This is a genomic window from Mesorhizobium sp. WSM4845, assembly GCF_055811455.1.
This window is the reverse complement of sequence record NZ_JBVVQA010000005.1, coordinates 253,544-272,236: the sequence shown is the minus strand read 5'-3', so window position 1 is coordinate 272,236 and position 18,693 is coordinate 253,544. Positions and strand designations below refer to the sequence as shown.

Sequence of the window (18,693 nt, the reverse complement as noted above, 5' to 3'; positions counted from 1 at the left end):
CAAGGCACGTCGATGCATGCTACGATTGTTGCGCTTTATCAATCAAGGGAAATGCTTGTTACAATGGACAGTCGGGAGATGGGTTTCGACGCGCTTTTGGCGCGCATACTGACCGAACTCCCAAAATTGAGCTCGGAACTGCGCAAGGCGGCGCGTTTCCTGGTCGATCATCCCGACGAGGTGGCGCTGGTGTCCATGCGGGTGCTGGCCTCGAGATCAGAGGTGACACCGACGACCTTCGTGCGACTGGCGCGGCGACTGGGTTTTGGCGACTGGGCGGCGCTGCGCAAGCCGTTCGAAGACCGGCTGCGCTCCGGCAAGGCGCCTTTCGCGGCAAGGGCCGATGCGCTTGTCAGGCGCAGGTCGGAGACGATCTTCGCCGAATCGCTGAGGACGACGGTGGCCAATCTGGCGACGGCCGAAGCCGTCAACGGCAGCGAAGAAATCGCAAGGGCCTGCGCGATACTGGAGAAGGCTCAGCGCATACGTGTCGCCGGGTTCCGAAGCTGCCGCGCGCCCGCCCACGCGCTTGTCTATCTCTGCCGGATGTTTCGGCGCGAGATCACGCTGCTCGGCGGCGACGGCGGTGCGATCGAGGCGGAACTCGCAGCGCTTGGAAAGAAGGAAGCGGTCGTCGCGATCGGCTTTTCGCCCTATTCGCGTGAACTCGGGCCCGTGGTGGAGGCTGCGCAACGACACAGCGTTCCGATTGTCGCGATCGTCGACAGCATGGCTGCTCCGATCGCGCGGCATGCGCAGGTTGTCTTGCGATTCTCTACCGACAGCCCGTCCTTCTTCCCGTCGGTAGCCGCAGCCATGGCTATCGTGGAAGCGCTGGCCGCAACGATGCTGGCGCGCAGCGGGCCGGCAGCCGCGGCTCGTGTCAGGGAGACGGAACTGGAGTTACAGGCGTTCGGGGCCTATCTGCCGGAATGAAGAGCGCTGGCGCTATGCCACTGCAGCGTCTATCGCGTCGCCGAGCCGTTCAACAACCGCGTCGATTGCAGCGGCGTCTATGATGAAGGGCGGCGCCAGCAGCACATGATCGCCGCGCACGCCGTCGATCGTGCCCCCTGCGGGATAGACCAGCAGTCCGCGCGCCATCGCCTCGCGCTTGATCTTCGCATTGAGCTTCCGCTTCGGTTCGAAGGGCGCCTTGGTCGAGCGATCCTCGACGAGTTCTACACCCATGAAAAGGCCACGGCCGCGAATGTCGCCGATATGGGCATGGTTGCCGAATCGTTCGCCCAGTCGCCGCGAAAGATGCGCTCCCATCGCCCGGACATTGGCAAGCAGATCGTCGCGAGCGATCACCTCCTGGACGGCGAGCGCCGCCGCGCAGGCCATCGGATGGCACATATAGGTGTGGCCGTGCTGGAAGAAGCCGGAGCCTTCGGCGAAAGCGTCGAAGATGCGGCGCGAAAGCAGCACCGCACCGATGGGCTGGTAGCCGCCGCCGAGGCCTTTGGCGATCGTCATCAGGTCGGGCGCGACACCGTCCTGCTCGCAGGCGTGCAGCGTCCCGGTGCGGCCCATGCCGCACATCACCTCATCGAGGATGAGGAGCACACCGTAGCGGTCGCAGATTTCGCGAACGCGCCTGAAATAGCCGGGAACCGCGGGCACAGCTCCTGCTGTCGCGCCGACCACAGGTTCCGCGACGAAGGCCATGACAGTGTCCGGACCGAGTTCGAGAATTTTATCCTCGAGCGCCTGGGCGGCGCGCAGTCCGTAGGCCGCCTCGCTCTCACCGGCTTTCTGGTAGCGGTAGGCATAGCATGGGTCGATGTGATGCGTGTCGATCAGCAAAGGGCGGAATTGGGCGCGGCGCCACTGATTGCCCCCGGCAGCGAGTGCGCCGAGCGTGTTGCCGTGATAGCTCTGGCGGCGGGCGATGACGTTTCGCCGTTCTGGCCTGCCGGTCTCGACGAAAAACTGCCGGGCCATCTTGAGCGCCGCCTCCACCGCTTCGGAGCCGCCGGACACGAAGTAGGCGTGGCTGATACCTTGTGGCGCGCCGGCGACGAGCTTGTCGGCCAATGTCTCGGCCGGCTCATTGGTGAAGAAGCTGGTGTGGGCATAGGCGAGCTTGTCGGCCTGCGCATGGAGCGCGGCCGTCACCTCGGGATTGCCGTGGCCGAGGCAGGAAACCGCCGCACCGCCTGACGCATCGATATAGGCGCGGCCATCGCGGTCGAACAGTTCGATGCCCTTGCCGCCCGCCGCGACGGGCAGGCTCACATGGATCTGGCGGTGCAGGATGTGTGTCATGCCTTCCCCGATTGACGATGGCGCGATTTGCAGCGAACCTATCATGCAACATATGTTACACACTGCGCAATACTGAAACAATTGGACTGAGCTTATGACCGCCAACAGGGACGCGACCGGCTCCGGACTTATCGCACCGACGGCAATCGCCGTTGCGCCGAATGGTGGACGGCGTGGCAAGCAAGACCACCCTGCCCTGCCGATCGGCCCCTGGGAATTGGCCCGGACTGCCGCCGCCTGCCTCGAGGCCGGCGCCGCCATGATCCATACCCATGTCCGCGACCGCGACGGCCGCCATTTGCTCGACGCGCACGCCTATCGTGAGACGACGAAAGCGATACGTGATGCGGTGGGCGAGCGGCTGATCATCCAGATCACCAGCGAAGCGATCGGCCGCTACCAGCCGGCCGAGCAGATGGCGGTGGTGCGCGCTGCCCGCCCTGAGGCGGTTTCGCTGGCGCTGCGTGAACTGGTGCCGGACGCTGCCCATGAGACCGATTTCGCGCAGTTCCTGGCGTGGTTGAAGAGCGAGCGGATCGCCCCTCAGATCATCCTTTACACGCCCGAAGAGGCGTCGGCCCTGGCCGCCATGCAGCAGCGCGGGCTGGTGCCTTTCAACGACATCCCGGTGCTCTATGTGCTCGGCCGCTACACGCCGGGACAGTTTTCGCGACCGGCCGATCTGCTGCCCTTCCTTGCGCAGGACCGCCCGCGCTTCGCGCACTGGATGGTCTGCGCCTTCGGTCGGCAGGAAACCGATTGCGTTACGGCCGGTGCGCTGCTGGGCGGTCATGCCCGCGTCGGCTTCGAGAACAATTTTACCCTGGCCGACGGCACGACTGCCAAGGACAATGCCGCGCTCGTAACAGCGACCAAAGGCGCTCTGACTGGTTGCGGCGTCAGGATCGCCCAAGCCAACGATCTGCGCGCCGGTTGGTCGATCCAGGGCTAACCCTCGGCCCACACGCCTCTTCGGTCCGTCACATTTGTCCAAAATCTCTTTGCTACGCTGCAACCGAACTTTTTGGCTGACGTTAAGGTTGCAGTGGGGAGGCCTTTATGCAGACGTACCTCGTCGAACAAATGGAGGGCGATGACGTGATTACGGTGCGTGTCATCAACGCGCCGAGCCCCTTCAAAGCCGCCGCCATGTCGACAGATCGACATGTTACGCTGCGAAGGTGGGAAAAGGATTGGATCCGAGTGACCGACGAGAACCGGGGACACATCTTTGCATACAGCTTTGTCTCCGACGCAAACCCAGACAACAGCGGGCTTGCAATAGCACCGAATAGATCAAGAAAAGCCCAAAAAGCCGATCAGGGACGCGAGTAAGCGGTTCTGGCGCGCTCCAGCAAAAAGCAAGAAAGGTGGCGTGAACACCGCGAATTGAGCCAAGCGAGCAGTTGCGGCATGGCTGACGCTCACGGCCTGGTGTGTCCCACAACCACCCTTCCCTCGCCGGCTTGGTTCGTGACCGCCCGGATCCCCTCGAAGGACTTGGAGCGCTCCAGCAAACGCATGACCTGCCGGTCCTGGCCGAGACCGACCTCGAAGAGCAGGATGCCTCCGCGCCGCAAGTAGCGCGGCGCGTCCTTGATCACCCGCATATGGATGCTCAGGCCGTAGGGGCCGGCTGCAAACGCTTCACGCGGCTCGAGCTCGGTCAGATGCGCGCGGTCGCCCTCGAGCCGCTTTTCCGAAATGTAAGGCGGGTTGCAGGTGATCACGTCGATCGTGTCATCAAGCTGCAAACCCGAGAAAGCACTGAACAAGTCACCCCTCAGCACCGACACGCGATCTGCCATGTCGTGATGGGCGACGTTGCGGCGCGCGACCTCGACGCATCCATCGGTGAGATCGCTCGCCCAGACTTGCGCGGCAGGGGCGTAATGCGCGATGGCGCAGGCCAGATTGCCGGCCCCGCAGCACATGTCGACAACCCGCGGCGCCGACAGGTTCATTTGCCGCAGAACATCAAGTGCTGTCATGCCGAGCAACTCCGTCTCCGGCCGGGGAACGAGCGCACCGGGCGCGATGAGCAACTCCAGCCCCATGAAGATGGTGCGGCCTTTGCGGTAGGCTTCGGCGACACTGATCTCTTCGCTCACGACAGCTCCCTCCCTGTCTTGCCGGTCGCAGTGCCCGACAATTGAGTGGAAGTTAAATCACTAAGTTGCCGATCGACAATCGAAAAACACGCCTCGCCATGGGCATTTGCGATCGCGAGTTATCGGCATCGTCTCAAAGGCGTTGGCACATGGTCCTGGAGGATAGGAACGGAAGATTCGACGTGCTCAGCGGCTCCCGTCGACAGGGTTCAAAAAAAGAGGAGCCTTACCCGCCTTTTAGGATTATATTAGCAAGCTGGGCTTGCGGTGTTGGGGCACCGCTGGCGTTGACTGGTGAATTGACGAGTGATTGGCCGCGACTCCAAAGGCCGGTGACCGTTCAATCCATTCAGGTTTCGTTGGGGTAGTTCAATGTATCGAATCGTCATCGCCGACGATCACGGCCTGTATCGTCGTGGCCTGCGCTTGGCTCTGAGCGCAGGCATTCCAGGTGTGGAGATATTTGAGGCGTCGTGTTTCGACGCCGCGCTCAGTCTGCTGGCCGAGCAGGCGTCCGTTGATCTTGCGATCCTGGACCTGAACATGCCGGGATTGTTCAATCAGGAAGTGCTCAGCGGCATTCTATCGGCTTATCCGGATACGCGATTTGCCATCGTTTCCGGAAACGATTCACGCTCGGAGATACTCACGGCTCTGTCGATCGGTCTCCACGGCTATATCGTAAAGTCGCAAAAAGACGAGGAGGTCGTCATGGCCGTCAACGAAATCCTCTCGGGCCGCATCTACGTCCCTGCACTTCTGTCGCGCCCCGGTGCTGCGCAAACAACTCACGTACCTGCTCCCGCCGAGCCTGTCCCGCAGCGACGCACCAACACCGGCAATCTTGGCAGGCTGACCTCGAGGCAAAAGGAGGTCCTCAAGCTGATGGCGGAAGGGTATTCGAACAAGGAAATCGCGCGCGATCTGGAGATCGCCGAAGCGACGACGAAAATCCATGCCGCTGCGGTTTTGCGTGAGCTTGGGGTGCGGAATCGGACGGAGGCTGCCGTTATGCTGAAGACGTGGTTAACGAGGGATATCAATTAACTAGAGCACCACGTTCTTTTGATACGCAAGGGGCTTGGCCCGCTGGCGTCAAGGGCCGATTTCCTTGCGCGACAGCCGCAGCGAATAGCGCAGCCCGTGATCCGTCATTTCCAACTTGGGAGAGTGACCGACAAGCGGCGCCCCATCCACTCCGATTATCATTGAACCGAAACCATGGCGGACAACTTTTGCAGGCCGCCGCCGCCCTGATTCCATCCAATCGAACACGATGTCACCGCCCGCATCTTCCGATGCGAACGTCCAATTTACCTCGACCCGGCCCTTTGAATCGCCAAGGGCTCCATGTTTCAAGGAATTGGTCGCAAGCTCGTGAACAATCATCGCAAAGCTCTCGGCGGCACCTCCCGACATCGTAACCGAGGGACCGCTGACAGATATTTCGCGTGTCCCCATATACGGTTGCAACTCCTGGGCAACGAGATCGTGAAGCATCCCCGACCCGCTGCTGTTGCCCGAAAGGAGCAGATGCGTTGCCTCGAGCGAACGAATCCTGTCGATGAGCGTCTCCTTGTACCTGGCGACATTGTTCTCGGGAACATTGACCATGTTCACCAGTGCCGTGATCACCGGGAACAGGTTGATGAACCTGTGGCGTTGCTCGAGCATGATGCGCTCCCGCTTCTTTGCCGCGGCACGCAGCAGCGTGGTTTGCCGTCGCTCGGTCAGGTCGGCGGCCACGCCGAGCCGCTGGAGACGATCATCGTATTTCTCTTCCCTTCCGCGCAGAGCAACCCAGCGGATATGTCCGTCCGGTCGTCGGACGCGAATCTCGACGTCGTAGTTGGTGACCGATGCGAGCTTTCTCGATACCGCCAGCTTTGGCCAGTCCGCCGGATGAACGACGGCCGACAGTTCCTCCAACCGGCGGCTGCCGGCCGGGGGCAGTCCAAGAATGTCCCAGAACGCGCCCGAACCGGTGACGATGCCGTCTTTAAGGTCGATCCGCCACGTGGCCAGGCGTCCAGCAGACAAAGCGAGGTCCAGCCACTCCTTCTGAGCCCGAAGCGCTTCGTGCACGGCTCGTCGTCCCGAGATATCGTCGACCACCACGAAAATGGTCTCTGAGAGAACCCCGTCGGGCACGGACAAAGAGAGCGTTAGCCGCGCCCAGAATGCCGAACCGTTCTTTCTTGACAGACGCACCTCCGACGCGAACGAAGCGGAGTCTTTGCCCAGGCCACCCAGCAATTGCGCCAAGGCATCACGGTCGTCCGGATGAACGAGTGTCTCCAGCTGCATTTGGGCAAGCTCGTCCTCCTCGTAGCCTGTCATCTCGCTGAGGCGTCTGTTGGATTGCAGCAGCTCACCTTTCTCGTTGATGTTTGCGAACCCCATGGCGGCGCGTTCGAACGCCCAACGATAGCGGCTTTCGGTTGCTTCGACGGCAGCGAGCCTGGCTTCGGCTACCTCCAGCAGCTCACGCACGTCCTGCCGCAGCCGATGGAATGTCATGGCAATCACGCAACCGGAAATCAAAAGCAGAATGGCGCGCGCCCAATCTTCGCCGGAGATCTGACCATGCAGGGTGCTTCGTGTCCACAAGCCGGCAGCCACCATCAGGACCGTTGCCGCAAGCGCAGGACCACGGTCTTCAAGGTAGGAAATGATAATAATAGCTGGAATAAATTCCAGGAAACTCGACCCTTCTCCGATGTATGCTGACGCTTTTGTTTCAAACATCAGCGTAGCAGCCAGCACCGATGCGGAGGCAATGTGAGTTAGCAGTCTGCTCGTTGGGTTCAAATCCGACCTGCGCGACTGCCAGTTCATCGACATCGACTACTACCTTTTGACTAGGCCATCGAGACTAGAGCAAAAAACGTACAACCTAGTCCGACTGCGGGATTGCCATACCACTATCACAGCGCGCATTTTATCCAACAGGGGCGAACAGAACTCATCAGAATATAACGAGTTTCAAGACAGCAGGGAGCGCATTTTTTGCGAGCCCTGCGCAAGAAGACTGTTCGTAAATCCCGGGCAAGTTACTACGGGCTGATGGACCTTTGGGGAGGTTGGAAAATGGCTATGATCGATAGATACAGTGATGCCGTTGCGGGCGACCGGTACATCACGACAGGAACCAAGTATAACCCTGACGCGCAGGTGACGCGGCCCTCCTATGCTTATCCTTCAGCTCGTGCATCAGATCGGCCGGAGACAGGGGGCGACGAACCAAGGAGACGCAGCCTGGAATCCGTCACCGGCATGCTTGATCGCCTTGGCTGTGGTTATCTCGTACTAGACCGCGACAGAAAAGTAATCGAATGGAACGCGGCCGCTCTAACCACGCTGGAGCGCCCCACACCGGAGCGCCCCACTCTGGAGCACAAAGGCGAAGCGGCTGATACAGCCAGTGCGCTGTCGGCAGCCCTAAGGCGGCTGGTCGCAAATGTTCCGGCGCCTTTCCTGCCGGGCTCCCTTTCCTGGGTGGTGATCCGCAGCACAGGTGACAGGCCGGTGGTACTGAAAGAGAACGGTCTTATCGCCCCCGACGGAACCAGCATCGTGGCATTGCTTGGCCGTGTGAACAGGTCGGGGCCAAATCCTCAGACACTGCAAAGGATGTTTGGCTTGACGAGCGCGGAAACGCATCTGGCTCTGCGTTTGGCTCAGGGCGATGCGCCGTTGGAGATCGCCCGCAGCTGGCGGCTCAGCCGCACCACGATCCGCTCACAGCTTGCCTCGCTGTTCGCCAAGACCGAAACGAGACGTCAGGCGGAACTGGTGGCTCTTCTGGGGCGCATTTCGGTCTTGCCATGATTTTGGGGTCGGCCTGGATCTGGGCGCCCGGGCATCCTGCGCACCGACGCAGATCGCCGGTGTCGCGGTAATGCTGCTCGCCGACTGGGCTGGTCGGTAAACTGGCACCTGGGAGCGCAGGCGTCTATCGCCTCGGCGTGTATGCGCTGTCTATCCTTTCGCCGCGTATCGGCAGCGCTATGTCGTTATCCAGGAGCCGGGTGATCCGGGCAAAGCCCTTAAAAGCCTTTCTTGCTTCCTCGGCAGACATCTGACCTGCCAGTGCCGCAGCGCAGCAGTTCAGGGCGCATTGATACACCGGGCCGCGCCTACCCTTCGGCCAGTGGCGCAAAAACGTCATCGCTTCGCTGACATTGTCGATTTCTTCCACAGGTTCTCCGTGCCCGCGCGCAATTCGCACCGGCGTAAAGAATTCCAGGCGATTCATTTTTTCCTCCCGTCGATCGCGATGCGTTCGATCGAACCCAGTTAAATTCACGGCCAGCCAATTGGTTCCCGGAAAAAACCCCACGGCCTTGATAAACGGCAGCGGGCCGGCTGGGTGAATCGCCAGTCATCGCCCGACTTCTTGCCGCTGCGGAACGTTCGGGGGAGTGGTGCATTTCGACATCAGCGATGATCTTTCTGGGAAATGCCAGCCTATGAAAATAGCCCATGTGGCGCCGCTCCACGAATCCGTGCCGCCTCGGCTCTATGGAGGCACGGAGCGCATTGTCTCCTATCTGACTGAAGGGTTGGTGGAGCTAGGCCATGACGTAACTTTGTTCGCCAGTGGCGATACAAGGACCTCGGCAAAATTAGTGCCGTGCCGCGAGCGTGCGCTGCGTCTTGACCCAAGCCCGCTGAAATCCGAGACAGCCGCGCACCTTTCGATGCTTTCCGAGGTGAGGAAACGAGCTCAAGAATTTGATATCATTCACTTCCACCTCAGCCATTTCCTGCATTTTTCCTTCTTCGAGCACATCCATGAGCGGACGGTGACGACGCCTCATGGCAGGCTCGACTACGTCGATCTGGCGCCGGCCTATGAGCGTTTTCCGCGCTTTCCGATGATCTCCGTGTCCGGCAGCCAAAGGACGGGGCTGGCCGACGCCAACTGGCTGGCGACGATCCACCACGGGCTGCCGACCGAACTCTACAAGCCGGTTTTCGAGCCGAGCCCAGGGGAGCCCTACCTCGCCTTCCTTGGCCGGATGTCGCGCGACAAGCGTCCGGATCGTGCCATCGAGATCGCGCTGCGCTCGGGGCTGAAACTGAAGCTTGCAGCAAAGATCGGCGACGACGACCGGGCTTATTTCCGCAAAATGGTCGAGCCGCTGGTCGATGGTGATCGTGTCGACTATGTCGGCGAGATCGAGGAAGACAAGAAGGCGGAATTCCTCGGCAAAGCGGCCGGCCTCGTATTCCCGATCGACTGGCCGGAGCCGTTCGGTCTTGCCGTCATAGAAGCGATGGCCTGCGGCACGCCGGTGATCGCCTGGAGATCCGGCGCCTTGCCGGAAATCGTCGATCAAGGCGTGACCGGTTTTATCGTGGATTCCATGCAAGGCGCGGTTGCCTCGGTGCCCGACCTGCTGCGGCTCGACAGGCGGAAGGTGCGAACTGTCTTCGAAAGGCGGTTTTCTGCCAAAAGAATGACCCGCGACTATGTTTCCGCTTATGCGCGCCTGATCGGCGCCTCGGCCGAAGCAAGAGCGTCGTGAGCGGCATTACCTCAGGGGGCGAAACGAGAGGATATGTAGAGAATGGCCCAACTCGACGAGCGCCAGCTTGATCCCGCGGTAGCACTTGCGTCCCTGGACGCCACCGCACCTCGAGAGCCGCATCGGCTGTTCGCCCTCAAGCAAGGCGATTGTTTTGCCGTGGCCGACGCCTACGGCGATATCCGCGGCGCCGGCGACGGTTTCTTCCGTGACGACACGCGCGTGCTTTCCGAATTCCGGCTGACCGTCGGCGAGCGGCAGACATCGCTGCTCGGTGCGTCGCTCAGCCAGGACAATGTGCTCTTCACCTCCAACCTGACCAATCTGCCGATGCAGAGCGTCCGCGGCCGGGACATTCCGCAGGGCGCGATCCATATCGAACGCGTCAGGCTGCTTTGGCAGGACCGGCTGTTTGAACGCATCACCCTTTCCAACTACAGCCAGGAACAGCCCACCATCCGCGTTTCGCTGCATTTTGCCGCAGATTTCCGCGACATGTTCGAAGTGCGCGGCTCGACAAGACTGAAGCGCGGCATGGCCCATGCCGCCGAGACGGATGCGACCTGCGTGCTGCTGCGCTACGACGGGTTGGACGGGCTTGCGCGGATATCGGCGATATCGTTCTCGCAGGCGCCAGACCAGCTGACGGGCGACCGAGCGGATTTCCTGATTGCCGTGACGAGGCGCAGCGGCAAGGTGCTGTATGTCGAAGTCGGTCCCGAAACGGCGGAAACGCCGAACCGCGATCGCTTCCGCGCCGCCGCGGCCCGGGCTCGCTTCGGCATGCGGGCCAAGCGCCGCCATGGTGGTACGGTGCACAGTTCCGGGCGCGTCTTCAACGATTGGGTCGCGCGCGCCCGCGCGGATGTGGCGCTGCTGACCACCGAGCTTACGACCGGACCCTACCCCTATGCGGGCATCCCTTGGTTTTCGACGGCGTTCGGCCGCGACGGCGTGATCTCCGCCTTGCAGATGCTGTGGCTCAACCCGGGCTTGGCGCGAGGCGTGCTGGCCTTCCTTGCCCAGCACCAGGCGACGGAGACATCGCCGTTCAGCGATTCGCAGCCGGGCAAGATCATGCACGAGACCCGCAAAGGCGAAATGGCGGCGCTGCGGGAGCTCCCCTTCGGCCGCTACTATGGCGGTGTCGACACGACGCCACTCTACATCCATCTCGCCTGCGCCTATGCGGACCGTACCGGTGACATGGCGTTCGTCGACAGCCTGTGGCCGTCGCTCTGCGCTGCGGCTGAATGGATCGAGGAGGCAAGCCGGCCGACCGGTTTCGTCACCTATCAGCGTGCCGCCGAGTCCGGCCTCGCCAACCAGGGATGGAAGGACAGCAGCGATTCCGTCTTCCATGCCGACGGCCGAACCCCCAGGGGACCGATCGCCCTGGTGGAGGTGCAAGGCTATGCCTTTGCCGCGTTCCGGGGGTTGTCGGCGCTCGCCCGTCGCCGCGGCGAGATCGACAGGGCCGATCATTGGGAGAGCAGCGCCGAGGCCATGCGCGCCGCTGTGGAACGCCATTTCTGGCTGGACGATCTCGGCTTCTATGCGTTGGCGATCGACGGCGCCGGCGAGCCCTGCAAGGTGCGGACGTCTAATGTCGGGCACCTTCTCTATGTCGGCCTCCCCGCGCCGGCACGGGCGCAGATGGTCGCCGACCAGCTGCTTTCGGCGTCCTTCCATTCGGGCTGGGGGCTGAGGACGCTCGCGGACGATGCTGTGTTCTTCAACCCGATGTCATACCACAACGGCTCGATCTGGCCGCATGACACCGCCATGTGCGGCGCCGGTCTGGCACGCTTTGGCGAGCGTGAAAGCGTGATTCGGCTGATGAGCAGCACCTTCGAATCGGCTGTCCATTTCAACATGCGGCTGCCCGAACTGTTCTGCGGCTTTACCCGCGCGCCGGGCGAAGCGCCGATCGCCTATCCCGTCGCCTGCCTGCCGCAGGCGTGGTCGGCTGGGTCTGCCTTCATGCTGATGCAGGCCTGCCTCGGCCTCGAGATCGACGGCTGGGACGGCGAAATCCACGTCACCCGTCCCAGGCTGCCGATTGGTATCGACACGCTCACGCTGAGGCATCTTGGCGTTGGCACCAGGAAGGTGGATCTGACATTCCAGCGTGTCGGCGATAGGGTCGTCGCCTTTCTCGCCGACCGGCATGAGGGGTTGGTGCCGCTCATCGTGCGGACCTAGTGTGGCTTACGCATGGAACCAGCCGCCGGGCTGCAAATTAGCGGAACCGATGGCCCGTCCGAGCGTTCCGACGCACGGCAGCTGATTGGCGGCCGCGAATTCGAAAAACTAACAAAATGGCCACCGACCGGCCGGAGAAGATCGTTGTTCCCATGTCAGACTTTGGCATAGAGGTGCTCTGGGTTCTAATCATTGCAAGCCTTGGCCTTTCCGCTGTTGCCCTGGTGTTCTCGATATCCCGCCGGCGCCACATACCTGCGGCCGCATCCTCCGCAGGCGATGACCTGGCTTCGGAAGCGGCTCGCACGGTGCTGCGGGAGTTTGAAAAGAATGGCCACTCGGCCGATGCAGCGCTGATCACATGGTCGCCCGACACCTTGCGCAAGATCCTGGCCGACGATCTGCCGGAGACGCAGGTGATCGTCGTATCCAACCGCGAGCCCTACATCCACAACACCAGGGATGATGGCATCGAGCTCCTGGTGCCGGCTAGCGGGCTGGTTTCGGCACTTGAGCCGATCACCCGCGCCTGTGCCGGCACCTGGATTGCGTATGGCGGCGGATCAGCGGACCGTTTCACCGTCGACGAGAACGATCGGGTCGAGGTGCCGCCTGGCAATCCGTCCTACACGCTGCGCAGGGTCTGGCTGACTGAGGAAGAATACCAGGCCTATTATCTGGGCTTCGCCAATGAAGGTCTGTGGCCGCTTTGTCATATCGCCTTCACCCGCCCGATTTTTCGCGCCTCGGATTGGCAGGTCTATGAGGCCGTCAACCGGAAGTTCGCCGATACGGTGATTGCCGAAGCGCGCAACAAGCGGCCGATCGTGCTGGTTCAGGACTACCACTTCGCGCTCTTGCCGCGCATGATCCGTGAGCGCCTGCCCGAGGCGATCATCATTACTTTCTGGCATATCCCATGGCCCAACTCGGAAGTGTACAGCATCTGTCCATGGCGTGAACGGATCCTGGACGGTTTGCTCGGCAGCTCCATCATCGGCTTCCATACGCAGTTTCATGCCAATAATTTCACCGAAAGCGTCGATCGCACCCTGGAAAGCCGGATAGAACGGGCGGACGCGGCGATCTCCCATGGCGGGCAAACGACTCTGGTCCACGCTTACCCCATTTCCATAGAATGGCCGGCCGAACTGCTGGCAAGATTGCCGGCTGTCGAGGAATGCCGTGCCCGTCTCCGCGAAAGATTCGGGCTGCCGGCGAACGTCAAACTGTGCGTCGGCGTCGAGCGCCTCGACTACACCAAAGGCATTCCCGATCGCTTTCAGGCCTTGGACGAATTGTTCACGCGATATCCCGAATGGGTAGGCAAAGTGGTTTTCCTGCAGGTCGCGGCGCCGAGCCGAGGCACATTGCCGGCCTACCAGCAGCTTCATGACGAATGCCTTCGCTATGCCGAAGAGCTCAACCAGCGCTACGGCGGCGAGAATTACAGTCCCGTCCTGTTGCTCGCCGAACATCACTCGCAGGAGCAGGTCTACGAGATCTATCGCGCCGCCGACATATGCATGGTCACCAGCCTGCATGACGGCATGAACCTGGTCGCCAAGGAATTCGTCGCGGCGCGCGACGACGAACAGGGCGTGCTGCTGCTCAGCACCTTTGCCGGCGCTTCGCGCGAGCTCCTGGAGGCACTGATCGTCAACCCCTATGATGCGACCATGATGAGCGAGGCGCTGCTGCAGGCGTTGACCATGACGCCGGACGAGCAGCGCGAGCGCATGCGGCCCATGCGCGAGATGGTCCGCGACAACAACGTCTATCGCTGGGCCGGCAGCATGCTGCTGGACGCTGCGCGCCTTCGCAAGCGCGGGGTGACCGGCAACGGCGAGCGGAACAGCAACAACGTCGTTTCCATCTTCGAGCGGGCGCGAAAGGCGGCGTCGTGACGGACCTGAGACTGCCGCTGGCCCCCAACCTGCCGGAAGAGCAATGGGCGCTTTTTCTCGATATCGACGGCACCTTGCTGGAACATGCCGCTCATCCCGACGCTGTCTTCGTCGGTGATGAACTGCGTCAGCTTCTCGGAAATATCGAGCGAAGGCTGGGCGGCTCCCTCGCCTTCATCACCGGACGTTCGGTTTCTGCCGTGGACAGATTGTTTCATCCCCTGAAGCTGCGCATTGCAGGGCTGTACGGGCTCGAGCATCGGTTGACGGCGGACGGTCAAGTCGACATTGCCGACGCTCCGGCGGATATCGCGGCTCTTGCCGACGAGATTGAGGCCGAACTGGGTGGACGCAAGGTCTACGTCGAGCGCAAGGGACCGGTCTTGGCCATCCATACCCGCGCTGCGCCGCAACTGCTTGCCCGGGCAACGCAGCTTGTCGAACAGGCATTGACGCAGCTTCCACCCGGATACCGCGTGATTGCGGGAAACGCTGGCGTTGAACTCATGCCGCTGGAAGCTGTCAAAGGAGCTGCCATCCGGCGTTTCATGGAAATCCAGCCCTTTGCCGGCCGGCGGCCCGTATTCCTCGGCGACGACACCTCGGACGAAAACGGTTTCGAGGCAATAAACGAGGCCAACGGCATCTCTATCCGCGTGAAGCCGCGCGGGCCGACGGTTGCAAGCTATGCTCTCGACGACGTGACCGAGGCAATAGCCTGGATCGAGGCCAATTTCGGCGCGGCGCGGGTGTCCTGATCGCGATCCCCGGTGATCATTGGACAGGCTCGCGTCATGCCTGATCGGATGAACGCCGATTGGTTCCGGTTCAGCCGATCTTCCCGTCCACGATGTGAATGCGGCGATCCATGCGCGCCGCCATGTCGAGATCATGCGTAACTGCCACGACGGTTTTGCCGCGCTCGCGCACCAGGTTCTCCAGGATTGCGAAGACCTGCTCGGAACTCTTGCTGTCGAGGCTCCCCGTCGGCTCATCGGCGAGGATAAGCGGCGGGTCGTTGGCGAGCGAGCGTGCTACCGCGACGCGCTGACGCTGGCCGCCCGAGAGTTGGTCGGGCCGCTTGTCGAGATGTTCGCCGAGCCCCAGGGATGAAAGCAGCTCACCGGCCCGTTCGCGCATCTCGGGTCGTGCCAGCCGGCCAAGCTTGCGCATTGGGATTTCGACATTTTCGCGCGCCGTGAACTCCGGCAGCAGAAAATGAAACTGGAACACGAAGCCCAGCATCGAAAGCCTGGTCCGCGCGCGCTCCCTCTCATTCATCGGCTCGGCGTCGCGGCCGCCTATTGTCAACGTCCCGGCGGTCGGCCGGTCGAGCAGCCCGAGCAGGTAGAGCAATGACGATTTTCCGGAGCCGGAGGGACCGGTGACGGCGACGAATTCCCTTTCGTTGATCGCCAGCGTAATGTCCTTGACCAGCGTGACGGGAACCGTCTCGGGCAACACGCGGGTCAGTTTCTCGGTCTCGATGAGTGCGCTCATGACGCGCCTCTGATGATCTCGACGGGGTTCAGGCGCGCCGCACGACGCGCCGGCAGGTAGCCGGCCACTGCGGCCGAGCCCAGCGCGAAGGCCGACGCGATGACGTAGTGCATCAAGCTCCAGGCGATCGGCAGCCGGGTCATCTCCTGGCCGGTCGCGGCGATCTCGAAACGCACCAGCGACAGCGCATAGGTCATGGAGACGCCGAGCAGCCCGCCGAGCACGGAGCCGGCAGCGCCGATCGCGACGCCTTCCAGCAGAAAGAGCCGGCGCATGTCGGACTCCGGGAAGCCAAGCGACTTCATGATGGCGATGTCGCGCGCCTTTTCGTGCGTGATGGTGGAGATGATGTTGTAGATGCCGAAGCCAGCGACCAGCATGATCGCGCCGACAACGGTGTACATGATGACGTTGCGTACGACGAGCGCTTCGAGGATCGATTCATTCGCCTCCTGCCACGCCACCGCCTTGTAGCCCAGTTCGGCCTCGGCACGCTGCGCCACCGCCGGAGCGCGGTCAGGATCGTCGAGCTTGATGCGGATCTCGTTGATGGCGTTCGGACGCGCCGAGAGGATCTGCGCGTTTTTCAGAAGCACATAGGCCTCGCCTTCGTCGCGCGCGGTGGTGCCGGTGTGGAACAGGCCGGCGATCTTGAAGTTGCGCGACAGTCCCTCGGCAGAAACCGCCGTTATCGTGTCGCCGAACCCGGCGCCGAGCTGGCTCGCCATCGTGTCGCCGATGAGCACGTTGTTGCCGCCCGCGGCAAGCGCCGAAAAGCTGCCTTCGACGAAGTTTCCGACAATCGGCGACACGCCGGACTCGCGCTCTGGTTCGATGCCAATGATCGCCGCGCCGACTTCGCGGCTGGAAAAACGGATCACACCCTGCGTTTTGAGGCTTGCCGCGAACCGACCGGGAATCCAGCTCTCCAGCCAGGAGGTCGCGGCGGTCGGATTGATGATGCCGCGTCGATCGTCACGCGGCCTGAGCCCGGAAATCGCCACTGTCGCAAAAGCATCCTCGGCCGGTTGACGGCGGGCTGTGCGCTGCTCGTCGGTGATGTCGACATGCGGCATCGTGTCGACGAGCTGCCTGACGAAATCGTCCTGCCCACCCTGCATCAGCGCCGCCATGGCGATGGAGAATCCGACACCGACCGCAACGCCGATCACGGCAACCAGCGTCTGGCGACCGCGGCCGGCAATGTGCGTGAGGGCGATGTCGAAGATGAGCGGCATCGTGCTTCATCGCTCCTGGGCGCCGATGATGCTCACACGCGCGCCGTCGGTGAGGTCGGCGGGATAGGGCGAGACGACGCGAGCCCTCTCATCGAGCCCCGACAGAACCTCGATGCCATTGGTGCCGCGAATGCCGGTTCGGATTTCACGTTGCCAGGCCTTGTCGGCTTCGACGACGAACACCTTATTCCCGTCCACAGCAACGGGCGGGATCAACAGCCCATTTTTCGAAACGCGGATGACGATGTTCACGTCGGTCGACATGCCGATACGAAGCGGCGTATCGTCCGGCAGGCGGAAACGGACGCGATAGGTCTTCGTCACCGAATCGCCCTTGGGTGTGATGCTGTCGACCACGGCTTCCAGGTTCTGCCTGGGGAACGCGTCGGATTTAAGCAGCGCGCGCTGGCCGACCTCGACCCGGGGTATGTCCTCCTCGTTGGCCTCGGCGACGACGAGGAGCGGCTTCGGCTCGCCGACCCAGAACAACACCGTGCCGAGTTCGGCGACCTCACCCACCTCGCCGTCCTGCCTGAGCACGACGCCGGCGCTCGGCGCGCGTAACACGTAGGAATCAAGTCGCGCCTTCTGTCCGGCGACCAGCGCTTCGATCTGGCCGAGCTCGCTCTGCGCACGATCGAGAGCCTGCTGGCTCGCCGCACGCCTTTCGGCAAGCACCGTCAGCCGCCGGAGCTCTTCCTGGGCAAGCGCTTGACGCGCCTCGAGTTCGCCAAGCACGGCCCGGGCCTCGCTGTCGTCGAGCCTGGCGAGCACGTCGCCTTGTGCAACCCTCGACCCCTCGCAATTGCATTGCTCGACGATCCTTTCGCGAACCACCGGAGTTACCTTGGCCCAGGTTCGCGGCTCGACGGAGCCACTCGCGTAAACGATTTGCGCCGCGTCGCCGCGTTGTGGCGTCACCAGCGAAACCTTGGCCGGTTGCCACAGATACCAGGCGCCGAAAGCAGCCGCGGCCGCGACAACAACGATGCTGGCCGTCCAGCGTATCCGTCGCAAGAGACTCTCCTTCATGATCGAATCCGAATGTCCTGCGGTGACAGATAATAGCACTAGACCGACCGTCGGTCTATAAAAGTTGCATAAAGCTCCGGTTCGTGCTCCTCTTGCCCCACCTGCACTTTGTGAGGTTCGATTTGCCCCGAGTGATAAAGTCGCCGGAGATACGATCCGCCGAGCTCCTCGACTGCGCCCAGCGGCTTTTCTTCGAGCGCGGCTACGACAACACGACGGTGAACGACATCATCCGCGAGGCCGGCCTGTCGAAGGGCGCGTTCTACCACTATTTCGCATCGAAAGAGGCCTTGCTGGAGGCGCTCGCCACACGTCTCGCCCGCGACAGCTTCACCGAGTTGCAGCCGGTGCTCAACGATCCCTCACTCGATGGGCTTGGCCGGCTCAATGCCCTGTTTGCCGGCTCGCGGCGGCTGAACGTCGAGCTTGCCCCGCACATGCGCAAGACGTTTTTCGTCCTGTTCCGGCCCGAAAACCTTGCCCTCTTCCATCGGGTCGACCAGGCGGCCAGGGAATTGGCCATGCCGATAATTACCGATCTGCTCAGGAAAGGCAGCGACGAAGGCATCTTCGACGTGCCCGATCCGGAAGCCTTCGCCGAGATGTTCTTGCAGCTGCGGCTGATCTTTCGGGATGTAATGCACCGCGCCCTGCTGAAGGCCGAGCAAGGCAATATCGACGAAGCGGCGCGGCTGCTTGACGATCGGCTGCGGCTCTACGGCATCGCAATCGACCGGCTTTTGAGGCTGCCCGATGGAACGATAGAAGCAGCACAACCCGGGTTTGCCCGGGCTTTCCTCGAAGCAGGCCCGTGAGCCGCCGAGCCAAGCCACGGCGCAGCGATTCACCGCGCCCTGACAGATCGCCGCAGCGACTGCGCCTACTGCCGTGGAGA

At 62.2% G+C, this 18,693-nt stretch carries 17 protein-coding genes; 10 read left to right on the top strand and 7 right to left on the bottom strand.

Annotation, left to right across the window (positions count from 1 at the left end; genetic code table 11):
* The first annotated feature begins 63 nt into the window (after positions 1-63).
* A complete protein-coding gene (locus AC0L2C_RS08840; RefSeq protein WP_198032801.1) occupies positions 64-936 on the top strand; it encodes a MurR/RpiR family transcriptional regulator in 873 nt (290 codons plus the stop codon).
* Between the two features lie 12 nt (positions 937-948).
* Here AC0L2C_RS08840 and AC0L2C_RS08835 read toward each other — a convergent pair whose 3' ends face one another.
* Positions 949-2,271, bottom strand: a complete 1,323-nt coding sequence (locus tag AC0L2C_RS08835; RefSeq protein ID WP_473523186.1) for an aspartate aminotransferase family protein — start codon at positions 2,269-2,271, stop codon at positions 949-951.
* 94 nt (positions 2,272-2,365) lie between these two features.
* Here AC0L2C_RS08835 and AC0L2C_RS08830 point away from each other — a divergent pair, with 94 nt between their 5' ends.
* Together AC0L2C_RS08830 and AC0L2C_RS08825 are read left to right on the top strand one after the other, a co-directional pair.
* Positions 2,366-3,223: a beta-keto acid cleavage family enzyme gene (locus AC0L2C_RS08830; RefSeq protein WP_473523185.1), complete on the top strand. Its 858-nt coding sequence runs from the start codon at positions 2,366-2,368 to the stop codon at positions 3,221-3,223.
* Positions 3,224-3,330: 107 nt separating this feature from the next.
* The gene (locus tag AC0L2C_RS08825; protein ID WP_473523184.1) at positions 3,331-3,606 is read left to right on the top strand and encodes a hypothetical protein; all 276 of its coding nucleotides are present in this window, start codon (positions 3,331-3,333) and stop codon (positions 3,604-3,606) included.
* Positions 3,607-3,695: 89 nt separating this feature from the next.
* Here AC0L2C_RS08825 and AC0L2C_RS08820 read toward each other — a convergent pair whose 3' ends face one another.
* Positions 3,696-4,382, bottom strand: coding sequence for a N5-glutamine methyltransferase family protein (locus AC0L2C_RS08820; protein ID WP_473523183.1), 687 nt, complete (start codon positions 4,380-4,382; stop codon positions 3,696-3,698).
* A 372-nt stretch (positions 4,383-4,754) separates the two neighbouring features.
* On the opposite strand from AC0L2C_RS08820, the gene AC0L2C_RS08815 reads away from it, so the two are divergent.
* Positions 4,755-5,429, top strand: a complete 675-nt coding sequence (locus AC0L2C_RS08815) for a LuxR C-terminal-related transcriptional regulator (protein WP_128168176.1) — start codon at positions 4,755-4,757, stop codon at positions 5,427-5,429.
* Between the two features lie 48 nt (positions 5,430-5,477).
* Here AC0L2C_RS08815 and AC0L2C_RS08810 read toward each other — a convergent pair whose 3' ends face one another.
* On the bottom strand, positions 5,478-7,226 hold the full coding sequence (locus AC0L2C_RS08810) for a PAS domain S-box protein (protein WP_473523182.1): 1,749 nt from the start codon (positions 7,224-7,226) through the stop codon (positions 5,478-5,480).
* Positions 7,227-7,472: 246 nt separating this feature from the next.
* On the opposite strand from AC0L2C_RS08810, the gene AC0L2C_RS08805 reads away from it, so the two are divergent.
* Positions 7,473-8,213: a helix-turn-helix transcriptional regulator gene (locus AC0L2C_RS08805; RefSeq protein ID WP_287183258.1), complete on the top strand. Its 741-nt coding sequence runs from the start codon at positions 7,473-7,475 to the stop codon at positions 8,211-8,213.
* Between the two features lie 124 nt (positions 8,214-8,337).
* Here the strand turns inward: AC0L2C_RS08805 and AC0L2C_RS08800 are convergent, their stop codons facing one another.
* Positions 8,338-8,640, bottom strand: coding sequence for a DUF982 domain-containing protein (locus AC0L2C_RS08800; protein WP_287064485.1), 303 nt, complete (start codon positions 8,638-8,640; stop codon positions 8,338-8,340).
* 214 nt (positions 8,641-8,854) lie between these two features.
* Between AC0L2C_RS08800 and AC0L2C_RS08795 the strand changes: the two genes are divergently transcribed.
* The 4 genes from AC0L2C_RS08795 to otsB all read left to right on the top strand — a co-directional run bounded on the left by AC0L2C_RS08795 (position 8,855) and on the right by otsB (position 14,786).
* Positions 8,855-9,916 (top strand): glycosyltransferase family 4 protein, encoded by a 1,062-nt coding sequence (locus tag AC0L2C_RS08795; protein WP_473523181.1) that lies wholly within the window; start codon positions 8,855-8,857, stop codon positions 9,914-9,916.
* Between the two features lie 42 nt (positions 9,917-9,958).
* Positions 9,959-12,121, top strand: a complete 2,163-nt coding sequence (locus tag AC0L2C_RS08790; protein WP_473523180.1) for an amylo-alpha-1,6-glucosidase — start codon at positions 9,959-9,961, stop codon at positions 12,119-12,121.
* Between the two features lie 152 nt (positions 12,122-12,273).
* On the top strand, positions 12,274-14,028 hold the full coding sequence (locus AC0L2C_RS08785) for an alpha,alpha-trehalose-phosphate synthase (UDP-forming) (RefSeq protein WP_473523179.1): 1,755 nt from the start codon (positions 12,274-12,276) through the stop codon (positions 14,026-14,028).
* Positions 14,025-14,786 (top strand): trehalose-phosphatase, encoded by a 762-nt coding sequence (gene otsB, locus AC0L2C_RS08780; protein ID WP_473523178.1) that lies wholly within the window; start codon positions 14,025-14,027, stop codon positions 14,784-14,786. Before AC0L2C_RS08785 ends, otsB begins: the two co-directional genes overlap by 4 nt.
* A gap of 70 nt (positions 14,787-14,856) precedes the next feature.
* On the opposite strand, the gene AC0L2C_RS08775 is transcribed toward otsB, so the two are convergent.
* The 3 genes from AC0L2C_RS08775 to AC0L2C_RS08765 are packed head-to-tail and all read right to left on the bottom strand — an operon-like array spanning position 14,857 to position 17,798.
* Positions 14,857-15,528, bottom strand: coding sequence for an ABC transporter ATP-binding protein (locus tag AC0L2C_RS08775; RefSeq protein ID WP_473523177.1), 672 nt, complete (start codon positions 15,526-15,528; stop codon positions 14,857-14,859).
* Positions 15,525-16,766 carry an ABC transporter permease gene (locus AC0L2C_RS08770; RefSeq protein WP_473523176.1) on the bottom strand — a complete coding sequence of 414 codons (1,242 nt, stop codon included), beginning with the start codon at positions 16,764-16,766 and terminating at the stop codon, positions 15,525-15,527. Before AC0L2C_RS08770 ends, AC0L2C_RS08775 begins: the two co-directional genes overlap by 4 nt.
* A 6-nt stretch (positions 16,767-16,772) precedes the next feature.
* A complete protein-coding gene (locus AC0L2C_RS08765) occupies positions 16,773-17,798 on the bottom strand; it encodes an efflux RND transporter periplasmic adaptor subunit (RefSeq protein ID WP_473523175.1) in 1,026 nt (341 codons plus the stop codon).
* Positions 17,799-17,929: 131 nt separating this feature from the next.
* On the opposite strand from AC0L2C_RS08765, the gene AC0L2C_RS08760 reads away from it, so the two are divergent.
* On the top strand, positions 17,930-18,613 hold the full coding sequence (locus AC0L2C_RS08760; RefSeq protein WP_473523216.1) for a TetR/AcrR family transcriptional regulator: 684 nt from the start codon (positions 17,930-17,932) through the stop codon (positions 18,611-18,613).
* The last annotated feature ends 80 nt before the right edge of the window (positions 18,614-18,693 follow it).